Raw genomic sequence first — 13,011 nt, 5'->3', positions numbered from 1 at the left:
AGCATTGTTTTGACAAACCCCGTAGACTGGCATAGTGTGGAGTAGCGAGCACGATCAACGGTGGATAAACGCATGAACATGGATAGCGATAGCGCCGCCAAGGGGGCGGACGAACCGGACTGGCTGGTCGACGAACCGCTGGAACGGGCAAACGCGGCGGCAGAGCCTGCCACCGCGGCGCCATGGCGCGTGCTGATCGTCGATGACGATGTCGACGTGCACGTGGTAACCAAGTTCGCCCTCAGCCAGGCCAGCTTCCAGGGACGCAGGCTGAGCTTTTTGCACGCCTATTCGGGCGCCGAGGCGCTGGCTTTGCTGCGCAGCACATCCGATATCGCCGTGGTGCTGCTCGATGTGATCATGGAAACTCAGGATGCCGGGCTGCAAGTGGCGCGCCAGATCCGCGAAGATCTGCACAACAGCGCCGTACGCATCATCCTGCGCACGGGCCAGCCCGGCCAGGCGCTCGAGCACCGCATCATCATCGACTACGATATCAACGATTTCTGGTGCAAGACCGACCTGACCACGCGCAAGTTGTTTACCACCGTGATCGCCTCGCTGCGCACCTACGCCACCTTGCGCGAAGCGGAGCAGCAAGTCGCCGAACTGGCCGCAGCCCTGGCCCAATGCGGCAACACGCCAGCGGCGCCGGCCGGCGGCACGTCCTGAACACGGCCGCTACTTTCAGTCATAAAACTAGAGCACTGGATAGGCATACAGGCTTGTGGCATGCCCCATTTTGGCCCATCTTGCCGGCCCATCGCATGTGCCCAGCGGCCCCAATTTCCTAAGTGGCGGATTGTTAAGCGCTTTTTCAGATATCCACACGGACTGTGGATATCTTTGTGGATAAGGGCCTATTGACAGTCCTCAAAGCCACAGCCCGTGCGGCTTTCAATAAACTGCTCAATCAAACAGCAAAAATAAAATCCATTAAAATCAAGCACTTGGAAAATCACACATAATCACAGGAAAATTATTTCGCCAATTTCGTTAACCCATCATTTGTGCATAACTGAGCCGTAATGATCAATCCGACAACACCGGGCTAACGCTGCCGGCAACACAGTTGCCATGCGGATACTCAATGCACGGTCTGGCGGCGCTGCTCCGGATGCAGCAGCACGCGCTCGATCAGCTCGGGGGCGACATTGTATGACTTCAGGTATTCCAGCGCGCACAAGGTGCTGAAGGCTGCCTGCACGGCGATGCCCAGATTGACGATATCGCACATCTTCTGATCGACGCGGGCATGCAGCGCCACGGGTTTGACGGGCATGTGCAAGGTTTCTTGGGAACTCAGCATGATGAATGACTCCTGCGGAAGGTAGACATGGCGGGACATGGCGGCGGAGAACGGCTCCGGGATGGCAGCGAGGAAGAGTGACAGCGAAAGTATTGCCGAAAAACGCGCGATGTCAATGCCAGGCAGTTATTCCCATGCAGTTTTTTTCTGATACACAAGGCCGCACGCCTAAGGCAGATCAAACGCAGCGCCTGTCGCCGGCCTAGTATGGACTGGCTGCCATCACGCGGCGTTCACACTGCATGGACGAGGAGACACGACATGAATACAACACCCGAACCGGCCAAAAATCCCGGCGACATCGCCCCTCCCGGCACCCCCGGCACCGGTGAAAACGTCTGCACGCATTGTCAGGGACGGGGCGCCAGGGCCGATGGCCAGCCCTGCCCCATGTGCGGTGGCACGGGCGTGGTCATTGCCGGCATCGGCGGGGGCTGAGAACACCTATCAAAACCTACTGCGCGTCGTAATTTGCGGTCTGCGATGCTCACTGCCTCGGCGGCCCCGTACTTCGTACAGTTGCGCTTCTCAACCGCAACTTCCTTCCGCTCGCTACGGTTTTGTCAGGTGGTGTAAGCCGCACCGGCAATTATGTATGGACATAAGCATGGACAAGGCGAAGCAGGCACGGCGATAATCAGCCATGCCCGCACCTTCCACGCTTCCGCCCGACCTGCCACGTCCACAGCCGGCTTCGCTTGCCGACCTGTTCTTCTCGTTCACCTGGCTGGCCCTGCAGGGCTTTGGCGGCGTGCTGGCCGTGATCCAGCGCGAGATGGTCGAGCGCAAGCGCTGGCTGACGCAGGAGGAATTCCTCGAAGACTGGGCCGTGGCGCAAATCATGCCCGGGCCGAATGTCGTCAACCTGTCCCTGATGGTGGGCGGGCGCTATTTCGGCTTGAAGGGTGCGCTGACGGCGCTGGCCGGCATGCTGGCCGCGCCCCTCGTCATCGTGCTCGTGCTGGGCGTGCTGTACACGCGCTTTGGCGACAACCCGCAAATGGCGGGCGCCTTGCGCGGCATGGCGGCCGTCTCGGCCGGCATGATCGCCGCCACGGGCGTGAAACTGGCGACCGCGCTGGCCAAGCATCCGCTGCCCCTGTGGCTGGCCTTGTCCATCACCGTGCTCGGTGTGCTGATGGTGGCGATCTTCCGCTGGCCCCTGCTGTACATCCTGCTGGGCCTGGGCGGCATCGGCTGCCTGCTCACCTATCGAAAGCTGTCACCATGAATCCGCCCTTGCAACTGGTGTTGAGCGCGGGCGACTGGCTGAACCTGTTCGGCCACTACCTGATGCTGTCGCTGATGTCGATCGGCGGCGCCATTTCCACCACCTCCGAAATGCACCGTTTCCTCGTCGAGCAGCATGGCTGGCTGACGCAGGCGCAATTCAACGAGTCGATCGCCATCGCGCAGGCCGCGCCCGGCCCCAACGTGCTGTTCGTCGCCCTGATGGGCTGGAACGTGGGCATGAATGCGGGCAGCTACACGGCAGCGTATCTTGGCGTGTTCATCACCATGGTGGGCATCATGCTGCCCAGCACCACCCTCACCTACGTGGCGGCCCAATGGGGCTACCGCAACCGCGACCTGCGCCCCGTGCGCGCCTTCAAGCAAGGCATGGCGCCCATTGTCGTCGCCCTCCTGATTTCCACGGGCATGATTTTGGGCGGCGCCAACCATGACATCCGCACGGACTGGCCCCTGTGGAGCCTGTCCATCGTCACCGGCCTCATCATCTGGCGCACGAAGATCCATTTGCTATGGCTGCTGGCGGCAGGTGCCGTGCTGGGCTGGTTCCAGCTCGTCTGACCTTACACGGCCAGGTGCCGCTTCACGTCCTCGCCATCCATCTGTTCCGCCTTGCCGCTGGCGACGACACTGCCGCGCGACAGGACGATGAATTCGTCGGCCAGTTCGCGGGCAAAATCGAAATACTGTTCGCACAGCACAATGGCCATGTCGCCGCGCTGTTTCAACAGGCTGATCACGCGGCCGATATCCTTGATGACGGAGGGCTGGATGCCTTCCGTCGGCTCGTCGAAGATGATCAACTGCGGCTCGGCCAGCAAGGCGCGGGCGATGGCCAGTTGCTGCTGTTGCCCGCCAGACAAATCTCCGCCACGCCGCTGCAGCATCTCTTTGAGCACCGGAAACAGTTCATACACGTGGGGATCGATGCGCGACGCTTGTTTGCCGCGCTTCACCGCCATGCCCATCAACAAGTTTTCCTCGACCGTCAGGCGCGCAAAGATATCGCGTCCCTGCGGCACGTAAGCGATGCCCAGCTTGGCCCGCGCATGCGGCGTCAGCTTCGTGATGTCGCGTCCCTGGAACACCACCTTGCCCTGCGCCACGGGCAGCACGCCCATCAGACATTTGAGCAAGGTCGTCTTGCCCACGCCATTGCGCCCAAGCAAGGCCAGGCACTCGCCCTTGCGTGCCGACAGGTTGATGCCGCGCAAGGTGTGCGAGGAGCCATAGTATTGATTCAATTGCTCGACTTCCAGCATATGTGTTCACCTTCCCAGATAGACTTCGATGACGCGCTCGTCGGCCTGCACTTCGTCCATACGGCCCTGCGCCAGCACGCAACCCTCATGCAGCACCGTAACGATGCCTTGCTGGGCAATTTCCGTCACAAAACCCATGTCGTGCTCGACCACCATGATCGAATGCTTGCCGCGCAATTCATTGAGCAATTCGGCCGTGCGCGCCGTTTCCGCATCGGACATGCCGGCCACCGGTTCGTCGAGCAAAATCAGCTGCGGTTCCTGCATCAGCAGCATGCCGATTTCCAGCCACTGCTTTTGCCCATGCGACAGCAAGCCGGCCGGCCGCGCTTCCTGTCCATTGAGGCGTATCAGGCGCAAGATGGCTTCGATCTTGCCTGCCTGCTCCGAGCTTAAACGCGCAAACAGGGTGGACGCCACGCGCTTGTCCATCTTCATCGCCAGTTCCAGGTTGTCGAACACCGTGTGCTGTTCGAACACGGTGGGGCGCTGGAACTTGCGGCCGATACCCGCGTGGGCAATCTGCGCTTCCGTCATGGTGGCCAGATTCATGGTCTGCCCGAACCATGCCGTGCCGGATGTGGGCCGCGTCTTGCCGGTGATGACATCCATCATCGTCGTCTTGCCCGCGCCGTTCGGACCGATGATGCAGCGCAATTCGCCGACGGAAATATCGAGATTGAGCTTGTTGATAGCCTTGAAACCGTCGAACGACACGCTGATGTCTTCCAGATACAAAATGGCGCCATGCGTCGTATCGACGCCCTCGCCTTTGACGCGGGAATAGCTGGCGCCAGTCTCTGTGCTGGCCATGCCGGGCAACATGCGGATGCTCATGCGGCCTCCTCTGCCACGACGGCCGTTTTCTTGCGTTTGAGCTTGTTCAACACACCGAGCATGCCTTGCTGCATGAACAGGGTGACGACGATGAACAGCAAGCCCAGCGCGAACAGCCACAGTTCCGGCAAGGCGGCCGTGAACCAGCTTTTCAAGCCGTTGACGGTGAAGGCGCCCAGGATGGGACCGATTAGGGTACCGCGCCCACCGACGGCCACCCACACGACCATCTCGATGGAGTTCGCCGGCGACATTTCGGACGGGTTGATGATGCCCACCTGCGGCACGTACAGGGCGCCGGCGATGCCGCACAGCACGGCCGACAAGGTCCAGACGAACAGCTTGAACCACAGCGGGTTATAGCCGAGGAACATCAAGCGCGCCTCGCTGTCGCGCACGCCCTGCAGCACCCGGCCCAGCTTCGAGCGGACGATGGCGCGCGCGCCCACCAGCGCGGCCAGCAGGAAGGCCAGGGTCAGCAGGAACAGCACGGCCCGGGTGGCGGGCGCCGTGATGGTATGCCCGAGGATGGTCTTGAAATCCGTGAAACCGTTGTTGCCGCCAAAGCCAGTGTCATTGCGGAAGAACAAGAGCATGAAGGCATACGTCATCGCCTGCGTGATGATGGAAAAATACACGCCCTTGATGCGCGAGCGAAAGGCAAAGTAACCGAAGACAAACGCCAGCACCCCCGGCACCAGCACGACGAGGGCCATGCAGTACCAGAAGTGTTCCGTGAAGGCCCAGTACCACGGGTAGGTTTTCCAGTCGAGAAAGACCATGAAATCGGGCAAGCTGCTGCGGTACTGGCCCTGCTCGCCAATGGCGCGCATCAGATACATGCCGTGCGCATACGCGCCCAAGGCAAAAAACACGCCGTGACCCAGGGACAAGATGCCCGTGTAGCCCCAGACGAGGTCCAGCGCCAGCGCGGCCAGCGCGTAGCACATGAACTTGCCCACCAGCGCCACCGTATAGGCGGACACGTGCAGCGCATGGCCTTCGGCAAACACCAGGTTAAAAATCGGCAACAGCGCCACCAGCACCGCGCAGGCGGCAATCGCCAGCCAGACGGGCCGCGTGAACAGGCCCTGCTTGGATTGATAGGAGGTAATCATTCGACGCTGCGTCCCTTCATGGCAAACAGGCCCTGCGGCCGGCGCTGGATGAAAATGATGATGAATACCAAAATGGCGATCTTCGCCAGCACGGCGCCCGCCACCGGTTCCAGGAATTTGTTCACTTCGCCCAGGCCCAGCGCGGCGATCACAGTGCCGGCCAGCTGGCCCACGCCGCCGAGCACCACCACCATGAAGGAATCGACGAGGTAGCTTTGGCCCAGGTCCGGCCCCACATTGCCCAGCTGCGACAGGGCCACGCCACCAAGCCCGGCAATGCCGGAACCGAGGCCGAAAGTCAGCATGTCGACCTTGCCCGTGGCCACGCCCACGCAATCGGCCATGCGACGGTTTTGCGTGACGGCCCGCACGAACAGGCCCAGCCGTGTCTTGTTGAGGATCAGCCACACGGCCATCACGACAAGGACGGCGAAGACGATGATGGCCAGCCGGTTGTACGGCAGCACGAGGCCGCCCAGCACCGTCACGCCGCCCGACATCCAGGCGGGATTGGCCACTTCCACGTTTTGCGCGCCGAAGATCGTACGCACCGTCTGCATGAGGATCAGGCTGATGCCCCAGGTGGCCAGCAGGGTTTCCAGCGGCCGCCCGTACAGCCAGCGGATCACCGTGCGCTCGAGCGCCACGCCCACCAGTCCCGCGACGAGAAAAGCGGCAGGTAGCGCCGCCAGCAGATACGCATCCTGCAGGCCTGGCAGATAGGTGCGGAAGAACAGCTGGCATAAATAGGTCGTGTAAGCGCCTATCATCAGCAATTCGCCATGCGCCATGTTGATGATGCCCATCAAGCCGAACGTGATGGCCAGCCCCAGCGCAGCCAGCAGCAGCACGCTGCCCAGCGAAATGCCGTAGAACACATTGCCGGCGAATTCCATGCGCGCCACCCTGCCCTTGATCTGGCGCATGGTCTCGATGGCGGCCAGCTGCACGGCTTCGTCGGGCTCGCCTCCCTTCTCGAGCATCGCTTGCAGCACGGGTAGCAAGCGCGCATCGCTGCTGCCGGCCAGCGCCTGCACGGCCTGCTTGCGCGTGGCGGCATCGGGCGCATGCAGGTTGGCGCTGGCGATCAGCACTTGCAATATCTGCTGGATCTCGGCATCGCTCTCTTGCGCCAGCGCCTTGTGGATCAGGGGCAGCTGCGCCGGATCCACGGATTGCTGCAATGCCTGCGCGGCGGCCAGCCGTGTGGAGCGCTCGGGCGCCAGCAGTTTCAGCCCAGACAAGGCGCCCGCCACGGCCGAGCGCAAGCGGTTGTTGACCATCACGCCATCGATGCCGTCCGGCAGCGGCACGCTCTTGCTGATCGCCGGGTCATATGCCTGCTCGCCGTCGACGATATACACCTTGCCGTCGGGTGTTGCGTATAAAGCGTCGTCCTGCAAGGCTTGCAGCACCTTGGCAGCCTCGGGCGTGGCCAGGGCGGCGATCTGGGCGACGGCGGCGACTCTGGTATCGGGGTCGTCGCCGGATAGCGGTTTGAGCAGGTCGGGGGAAATGGCTGCCTGCGCCATGGATGACAGGCACAAGCAGGCGAAGACCAGCAGCGATGTGAGTAGCCTCATTGATATCCCGGGAAAGCGTTGATGGTCGGCGCCACCGGACACATTGCCCGATGGCGCTGGCGAGACTCTTTACAACTTCTGCTTGCCCTCATTCCCCTTGATAAACGGGCTCCACGGCTGTGCGCGGATCGGTTCCTTGGTTTTCCACACGACATTGAATTGCCCATCTGCCTTGATCTCGCCGATCATCACGGGCTTGTGCAGGTGGTGGTTCGTGGCGTCCATGGTCAGGGTGAAGCCCGATGGCGCCTTGACGCTCTGGCCGGCCATGGCGGCGATCACCTTGTCGGTATCGGTCGACTTGGCTTTTTCCACGGCTTGCGCCCACATGTGGATGCCGACATAGGTCGCTTCCATCGGGTCGTTCGTCACGACGGAACCCGCGTTCGGCAGCTTTTGCGCCACGGCATACGCCTTCCACTGCTTGATGAAGGCAGTATTCACGGGGTTCTTGACGGACTCGAAATAATTCCACGCCGCCAGGTGACCGAGCAATGGCTTGGTATCGATGCCGCGCAGCTCTTCCTCGCCGACGGAAAACGCGACGACAGGCACGTCCGTGGCTTTCAAGCCCGCATTGCCCAGCTCCTTGTAGAACGGCACGTTCGAATCGCCATTGATGGTGGAAATCACGGCCGTCTTGCCGCCCGTGGAAAACTTCTTGATGTTGGCGACGATGGTTTGATAGTCGGCATGGCCGAACGGCGTGTAGACCTCGCTGATATCGCTATCCTTGACGCCCTTGCTTTTCAGGAAGGCACGCAGGATCTTGTTGGTGGTGCGCGGATACACGTAATCCGTACCCAGCAGCACGAAGCGCTTGGCGCCGCCGCCGTCCTTGCTCATCAGGTACTCTACTGCCGGGATCGCTTGCTGGTTCGGCGCGGCGCCCGTGTAAAACACATTCTTTTCCAGCTCCTCGCCCTCGTATTGCACCGGGTAAAACAGCAGGCTGTTGAGTTCCTTGAACACGGGTAAAACCGACTTGCGCGACACGGACGTCCAGCAGCCGAACACGACGGCGACCTTGTCCTGTGCCACCAGTTGTCTCGCTTTTTCCGCGAACAAAGGCCAGTTTGACGCCGGGTCGACGACGACGGCTTCCAGCTTCTTGCCCAGCACGCCGCCCTTGGCATTGATCTCGGCGATCGTCATCAAGGCCACGTCTTTCAGCGACGTTTCGGAAATGGCCATGGTGCCCGACAGCGAGTGCAAAATGCCCACCTTGATCGTGTCGGCGGCCAAGGCTGCCTGCATGTAAGTGGACGTGGCCAGGGCCAGTGCGCCGGCGGCGGCCGCTTTCAGGATGATGCGTCGTGACATGGGGACTCCTGTGATGGGTTCGTGGGGTCAAAGCTGGGCATACAATGTTGTTAAAGCAGAATGCATGCCAGCACGAGCAGGTGTCCGCCATGGTGCACGCGGCTCCCGCCGCACGAAAAAAAACCTGGCCGCACAAGGACTGTGCAGCCAGGTTTCAAATTGCCGTAAAACGGTGCGCCGGACGCAACAATCTTGGCATCAATCCTTGCGTGGCACGCCACGCAGGCGGCGCCAGCCCTTGCGTCCCAGCGGGAACAGCAGCACGAAAGCGATCAGCCACGGCAGGATGTAGGCCATGGCCGTGATGGCGTTAGCCACGCCTTCCGACAGGTTGTCCGTGAAATTGCCCAGCGAGCGCTTGACGGGCGTCCAGAACGATTGCTTGCCTTCGGCGCTGATGGCCAAGTTCAGCAAGTCCGTGTCGATGCGCTGCATCAACAGCGCGTCGGCCGCCGTCGCCTGCTCCAGCTCCACTTGCACGGTGGCCAATTCCTTGGTCACCTTGATCAGGGCATCGACATTCGCGCCCGAGCGCTTTTCCAAGTCTTGCAGCTGGGCCTGGTATTGCCTGAGCATTTCCAGGCGCTTCTTGCTGTCGAGCACGGGACGGCCCAGGTCTTCCACCTTGGTGCCCTGGCTCGTGACGTCGCCTTCGGCCGAGACCAGCGCGACAAGCTTCCTGATGCCGGCCGGCTTGGCGCGCACGCTGATGCGCGCGTGCACGTAGCGCCCGCTGTCGAGGCTGGAATCGAGCAGCAAGCAGCCGTTTTCCGTATAGGCCTTGCAGGCGGCGACCACTTTTTCATACAGCGGTCGCACTTGCGCCTCGTGCGTATCGACGCTGACATTATGTTCATAGGCAAGAAACTCGCTGCCCTTTTCCTTGCCTTCGAGACGCGCGGCGCTCGATTGCCCGCCGCTCTCGCCCTTGCCGCCGCAACCGGCCAGCAACATCAGGCCGATCAGACCTACATACACTTTTTTCATGATTTCTTTCCTGGATTATTTTTGCAGCGGCAACAATTCGATATCGGGCAAGTGCGCCGCCACGTCCTGCACGGTCGCATGGCCGGTCAACGACGCCACCACCTGCGGCAACGGTTCCGCCCAGATTTCCGGCAAGTCGCGTTCCTCGGGCGCCAGCACGGGAAAGGCCAGTTGCTCGCGCGGCGGCGTGAAGGCGGCCGCGACGCCGGGCTTGTTGCCGCGCGCATCGATGCGGTACCAGCCAAAATCCTGCAGATACACGGCATTCAAGCCATGCAGGCAAAACGGCGGCCCCACTTCCCCGACGGCCAGGCGCTGGTAGCACAGGCCGGCAGGAATGCCATTGGCGCGCAGCAGCGCGGCCAGCAGATGGCTCTTCGCATAGCAATAGCCAGTGCCATGCTGCAAGACGTCGGAAGCGCGGCAAGTGACGGGATTGCGCTGGTAATCCCAGCTGTGGGCCACCTCATCGCGCACGAAGGCAAAGCAGCGGGCCGCGATGGCCGCGTCGCCCACGGCACCTGCCGCCAGTGCGGCCGCCTTGGCGCGCACGGCGGGATGGTCGCTGTCGATATACAGGCTGCTGGCTAAATAGGGGGAGAAGTCGGTAGACATGGCATAAAGGCAATGCGAAAAGATAATGCGCGATTTTAGTCGAAGCGCCGCAACATTCACCGTTTCTTTGCGCAGGAACAAAGAAAATCCACGCGCCGGGCCAGCTGCGCGGGGGCCGGCGACTTTGGCGGCGGCCCGGTAGCTGGTATCATGCGGGCAAACACAGCCGACCCTATAAGGCCCGGCACAAGCACTCCCCTGCGAAGCGGCCCCGCCACCGGGCGCGCCGCCGTCGCCACCCTACAGATCAGAGAAACGAGTTCCCTATGAGCACTTCATCGTCCCACCCATCGTTCTGGCGCAGAGTCCCGCTGGCTTTCGGCACCTTCTTCAACACCCTGTCGGACGCAGCCTATGCGGCCCGCGTGGAAAAGCTGTCCCTGCCCGAGGCTGCTCCCGTCGCGCCAGCGGCCCCGGCGCCAGCTCCCGTGCCGACACCGGCCGCCGCGCCCGTCATCTTGAAAGAAGCGACGCCGGACGCCGCCTTGCAATTGCTGGCCCTGCTGCAACGCGAAGCGCGCTTGATCGACTTCACCCAGGAAAACCTGGGCAGCCATGCCGACGCCGACATCGGCGCGGCCGCCCGCGTCGTGCATGAAGGCTGCGCCAAGGTCATGCGCGAATACTTCACCATCGACGCCGTGCGCCAGGAAGCGGAGGGCAGCCGCATCGTGCTGCAGGAAGGTTTTGACAGCGCCCAGGTACGCCTGACGGGCAACGTGGTCGGTTCCGCGCCATTCACGGGCACCCTCAGTCACCGCGGCTGGCGTGCGTCCAGCGTGCGCCTGCCAAAACTGAGCGAGCAGCACGACGCCGCCATCCTGGCACCGGCCGAGGTGGAACTGTGAACGACACAACGAACGCCACCCCGAACACCCCGCGCTACGCCATCGGCATCGACCTGGGCACCACCCACAGCGCCCTGTCGTATGTGAACCTGGTCGAAAGCGACGGCGAGCAATCCAGCCACGGCGTGCTGAAAGTGCCGCAACTGTCGGCGCCGGGCACCGTCGAAGAATTGCCGCTGCTGCCATCGTTCGTCTACCTGCCGCACGCCGATGAAGTGGCGGCGGGCGACCTGGCCCTGCCCTGGGTGACCGAGGAAGCCGAAGCGCCGTTCGTCGTTGGCGAAATGGCCCGCAGCCGCGGCGCCACCACGCCGATCCGTCTGGTGTCGAGCGCGAAAAGCTGGCTGTGCCACCCGGGCGTGGACCGCCGCGCGGCCATCCTGCCGAACGACGCGCCGGCGGAAGTCGCGCGCATCTCGCCCATCGCGGCCGCCACGCGCTACCTGACGCACTTGCGCCAGGCCTGGGACAACGCCCACCCGCAAGCGCCATTCGCCGAGCAGGAAATCACCGTCACGATTCCCGCTTCGTTCGACCCGGCCGCGCGCGAGCTGACGATGGAAGCGGCGCAGGCGGCCGGTTATTCCTCATTAACCTTGCTGGAAGAGCCGCAAGCGGCCCTGTACAGCTGGATCCAGACCAGCGAAGGCCGCTGGCGCAAGGAAGTCAAGCCGGGCGACATCATCCTGGTCGTCGACGTGGGCGGCGGCACCAGCGACTTTTCGCTGATCGCCGTGCTCGAGCGCGACGGCGTGCTGGAACCGCATCGCGTGGCCGTCGGTGAACACATCCTGCTCGGTGGCGACAATATGGACCTGGCGCTGGCCCACCTGGTGGCCCGCAAGCTGGCCGCCAACGGCACCCAGCTCGACGCCTGGCAAATGCGCGCACTCACGTATGGCTGCCGCAGCGCCAAGGAAAGCCTGCTGGCCGACAGCGGCCTCGATGTAGCACCGATCGTCGTGCCGAGCCGCGGCTCGAAACTGATCGGCGGCTCCATCCGCACGGAACTGACGCGCGCCGAAGTGTCCACCTTCATCCTCGACGGTTTCTTCCCGCAGGTGGAAGCGTCGAGCCGCCCTGCCGTGCGCACGCGCGCCGGCCTCACGCAACTGGGCTTGCCGTATGCGCAGGACGCGGCCATCACGCGCCACCTGGCCGCCTTCCTGGGCCGGCAAGTGGCGGCGACCAGCGAACTGGAAGGCTTTGCGGGCCGCCAGTCGGCGGAAGCCAGCTTTTTGCACCCGACGGCCGTGCTGTTCAACGGCGGCGTCTTCAAGTCCGACTTGCTGGTCCAGCGCATCATGGCCACCGTCAACGACTGGCTGTACATGGAAGGTGCGGAACCGGCGCGCATGCTGGCCGGGGCCGACCTGGACCTGGCCGTCGCGCGCGGCGCCGCCTACTACAGCTACGTGCGGCGCGGCCATGGCGTGCGCATCCGCGGCGGCACGGCCAGTTCTTTCTATGTGGCCGTCGAGTCGGCCATGCCGGCCATTCCCGGCATGGAACCGCCGATCCAGGCCCTGTGCGTGGCGCCGTTCGGCATGGAAGAAGGCAGCGAACTGGAACTGCCGGGCCAGCAATTCGGCCTCGTCGTGGGCGAACCAGTACACTTCCGCTTCTTCGCCTCGTCCACGCGCCGCAACGACCAGATCGGCGACTTGCTCGATTTCTGGGGCCACGATGAATTGCAGGAACTGAGCGAAATCCAGGCGACGTTATCCGCCGAAGGCCGGTCGGCCGGCGACGTGGTGCAGGTCAAACTGCACGCGCGCGTGACGGAAGCGGGCACCCTGGAACTGCTGGCCGTGTCCCCTGACGGCGCCGAGCGCTGGAAAGTGGAATTCGACGTGCGCGGCACGCCGCGGCAATAAG

Annotated in this window: 14 protein-coding genes; 6 read left to right on the top strand and 8 right to left on the bottom strand. The window is 62.9% G+C overall.

From position 1 onward, the window contains the following. The first annotated feature begins 72 nt into the window (after window positions 1-72). Window positions 73-672, top strand: coding sequence for a response regulator (locus ACQ4WO_RS17250; protein WP_436482478.1), 600 nt, complete (start codon window positions 73-75; stop codon window positions 670-672). 415 nt (window positions 673-1,087) lie between these two features. Here ACQ4WO_RS17250 and ACQ4WO_RS17245 read toward each other — a convergent pair whose 3' ends face one another. Continuing rightward, on the bottom strand, window positions 1,088-1,309 hold the full coding sequence (locus ACQ4WO_RS17245) for a hypothetical protein (RefSeq protein ID WP_223278779.1): 222 nt from the start codon (window positions 1,307-1,309) through the stop codon (window positions 1,088-1,090). A 261-nt stretch (window positions 1,310-1,570) separates the two neighbouring features. Between ACQ4WO_RS17245 and ACQ4WO_RS17240 the strand changes: the two genes are divergently transcribed. The 3 genes from ACQ4WO_RS17240 to ACQ4WO_RS17230 all read left to right on the top strand — a co-directional run bounded on the left by ACQ4WO_RS17240 (window position 1,571) and on the right by ACQ4WO_RS17230 (window position 3,121). Next, window positions 1,571-1,747, top strand: coding sequence for a hypothetical protein (locus ACQ4WO_RS17240; protein WP_175444610.1), 177 nt, complete (start codon window positions 1,571-1,573; stop codon window positions 1,745-1,747). 205 nt (window positions 1,748-1,952) lie between these two features. Continuing rightward, complete coding sequence (locus ACQ4WO_RS17235; protein ID WP_436482476.1) at window positions 1,953-2,540, top strand: chromate transporter; 588 nt, start codon at window positions 1,953-1,955, stop codon at window positions 2,538-2,540. After that, window positions 2,537-3,121, top strand: a complete 585-nt coding sequence (locus tag ACQ4WO_RS17230) for a chromate transporter (RefSeq protein WP_034756756.1) — start codon at window positions 2,537-2,539, stop codon at window positions 3,119-3,121. Before ACQ4WO_RS17235 ends, ACQ4WO_RS17230 begins: the two co-directional genes overlap by 4 nt. A gap of 2 nt (window positions 3,122-3,123) precedes the next feature. On the opposite strand, the gene urtE is transcribed toward ACQ4WO_RS17230, so the two are convergent. The 7 genes from urtE to ACQ4WO_RS17195 all read right to left on the bottom strand — a co-directional run bounded on the left by urtE (window position 3,124) and on the right by ACQ4WO_RS17195 (window position 10,285). Then, window positions 3,124-3,822 carry an urea ABC transporter ATP-binding subunit UrtE gene (gene urtE, locus ACQ4WO_RS17225; RefSeq protein WP_072452947.1) on the bottom strand — a complete coding sequence of 233 codons (699 nt, stop codon included), beginning with the start codon at window positions 3,820-3,822 and terminating at the stop codon, window positions 3,124-3,126. A gap of 6 nt (window positions 3,823-3,828) precedes the next feature. Continuing rightward, on the bottom strand, window positions 3,829-4,659 hold the full coding sequence (urtD, locus tag ACQ4WO_RS17220) for an urea ABC transporter ATP-binding protein UrtD (protein WP_436482474.1): 831 nt from the start codon (window positions 4,657-4,659) through the stop codon (window positions 3,829-3,831). Then, window positions 4,656-5,777, bottom strand: a complete 1,122-nt coding sequence (gene urtC / locus ACQ4WO_RS17215) for an urea ABC transporter permease subunit UrtC (protein WP_436482472.1) — start codon at window positions 5,775-5,777, stop codon at window positions 4,656-4,658. The genes urtD and urtC overlap by 4 nt, the downstream gene beginning before the upstream one ends. Next, the gene (gene urtB, locus ACQ4WO_RS17210) at window positions 5,774-7,360 is read right to left on the bottom strand and encodes an urea ABC transporter permease subunit UrtB (RefSeq protein ID WP_436482471.1); all 1,587 of its coding nucleotides are present in this window, start codon (window positions 7,358-7,360) and stop codon (window positions 5,774-5,776) included. Before urtB ends, urtC begins: the two co-directional genes overlap by 4 nt. A 69-nt stretch (window positions 7,361-7,429) precedes the next feature. Further along, the gene (urtA, locus tag ACQ4WO_RS17205; protein ID WP_070305111.1) at window positions 7,430-8,683 is read right to left on the bottom strand and encodes an urea ABC transporter substrate-binding protein; all 1,254 of its coding nucleotides are present in this window, start codon (window positions 8,681-8,683) and stop codon (window positions 7,430-7,432) included. 198 nt (window positions 8,684-8,881) lie between these two features. Next, on the bottom strand, window positions 8,882-9,670 hold the full coding sequence (locus tag ACQ4WO_RS17200) for a DUF4349 domain-containing protein (RefSeq protein WP_436482470.1): 789 nt from the start codon (window positions 9,668-9,670) through the stop codon (window positions 8,882-8,884). 15 nt (window positions 9,671-9,685) lie between these two features. Next, window positions 9,686-10,285, bottom strand: coding sequence for a transglutaminase-like domain-containing protein (locus ACQ4WO_RS17195; RefSeq protein ID WP_436482469.1), 600 nt, complete (start codon window positions 10,283-10,285; stop codon window positions 9,686-9,688). Between the two features lie 266 nt (window positions 10,286-10,551). Here ACQ4WO_RS17195 and ACQ4WO_RS17190 point away from each other — a divergent pair, with 266 nt between their 5' ends. Then, complete coding sequence (locus ACQ4WO_RS17190; protein WP_436482468.1) at window positions 10,552-11,133, top strand: DUF2760 domain-containing protein; 582 nt, start codon at window positions 10,552-10,554, stop codon at window positions 11,131-11,133. Beyond that, window positions 11,130-13,010, top strand: coding sequence for an Hsp70 family protein (locus ACQ4WO_RS17185; protein WP_436482467.1), 1,881 nt, complete (start codon window positions 11,130-11,132; stop codon window positions 13,008-13,010). The genes ACQ4WO_RS17190 and ACQ4WO_RS17185 overlap by 4 nt, the downstream gene beginning before the upstream one ends. The last annotated feature ends 1 nt before the right edge of the window (window position 13,011 follow it).

Source organism: Janthinobacterium aestuarii (genome assembly GCF_051380835.1).
Classification (GTDB): Bacteria; Pseudomonadota; Gammaproteobacteria; order Burkholderiales; family Burkholderiaceae_D; genus Janthinobacterium; species Janthinobacterium aestuarii.
The sequence above is the reverse complement of the archived record's forward strand: the minus strand, read 5'-3'. Positions and strand labels throughout refer to the sequence as shown.

Excerpts from the sequence above, each read along its gene's own strand:
- ACQ4WO_RS17190 (WP_436482468.1), top strand. The coding sequence starts at position 10,552 with ATGAGCACTTCATCGTCCCACCCATCGTTCTGGCGCAGAGTCCCGCTG.
- urtD (WP_436482474.1), bottom strand. The coding sequence starts at position 4,659 with ATGAGCATCCGCATGTTGCCCGGCATGGCCAGCACAGAGACTGGCGCC.
- urtC (WP_436482472.1), bottom strand. The coding sequence starts at position 5,777 with ATGATTACCTCCTATCAATCCAAGCAGGGCCTGTTCACGCGGCCCGTC.
- urtB (WP_436482471.1), bottom strand. The coding sequence starts at position 7,360 with ATGAGGCTACTCACATCGCTGCTGGTCTTCGCCTGCTTGTGCCTGTCA.
- urtE (WP_072452947.1), bottom strand. The coding sequence starts at position 3,822 with ATGCTGGAAGTCGAGCAATTGAATCAATACTATGGCTCCTCGCACACC.
- ACQ4WO_RS17230 (WP_034756756.1), top strand. The coding sequence starts at position 2,537 with ATGAATCCGCCCTTGCAACTGGTGTTGAGCGCGGGCGACTGGCTGAAC.
- ACQ4WO_RS17245 (WP_223278779.1), bottom strand. The coding sequence starts at position 1,309 with ATGCTGAGTTCCCAAGAAACCTTGCACATGCCCGTCAAACCCGTGGCG.
- ACQ4WO_RS17200 (WP_436482470.1), bottom strand. The coding sequence starts at position 9,670 with ATGAAAAAAGTGTATGTAGGTCTGATCGGCCTGATGTTGCTGGCCGGT.
- ACQ4WO_RS17235 (WP_436482476.1), top strand. The coding sequence starts at position 1,953 with ATGCCCGCACCTTCCACGCTTCCGCCCGACCTGCCACGTCCACAGCCG.
- ACQ4WO_RS17240 (WP_175444610.1), top strand. The coding sequence starts at position 1,571 with ATGAATACAACACCCGAACCGGCCAAAAATCCCGGCGACATCGCCCCT.
- ACQ4WO_RS17195 (WP_436482469.1), bottom strand. The coding sequence starts at position 10,285 with ATGTCTACCGACTTCTCCCCCTATTTAGCCAGCAGCCTGTATATCGAC.
- ACQ4WO_RS17250 (WP_436482478.1), top strand. The coding sequence starts at position 73 with ATGAACATGGATAGCGATAGCGCCGCCAAGGGGGCGGACGAACCGGAC.
- urtA (WP_070305111.1), bottom strand. The coding sequence starts at position 8,683 with ATGTCACGACGCATCATCCTGAAAGCGGCCGCCGCCGGCGCACTGGCC.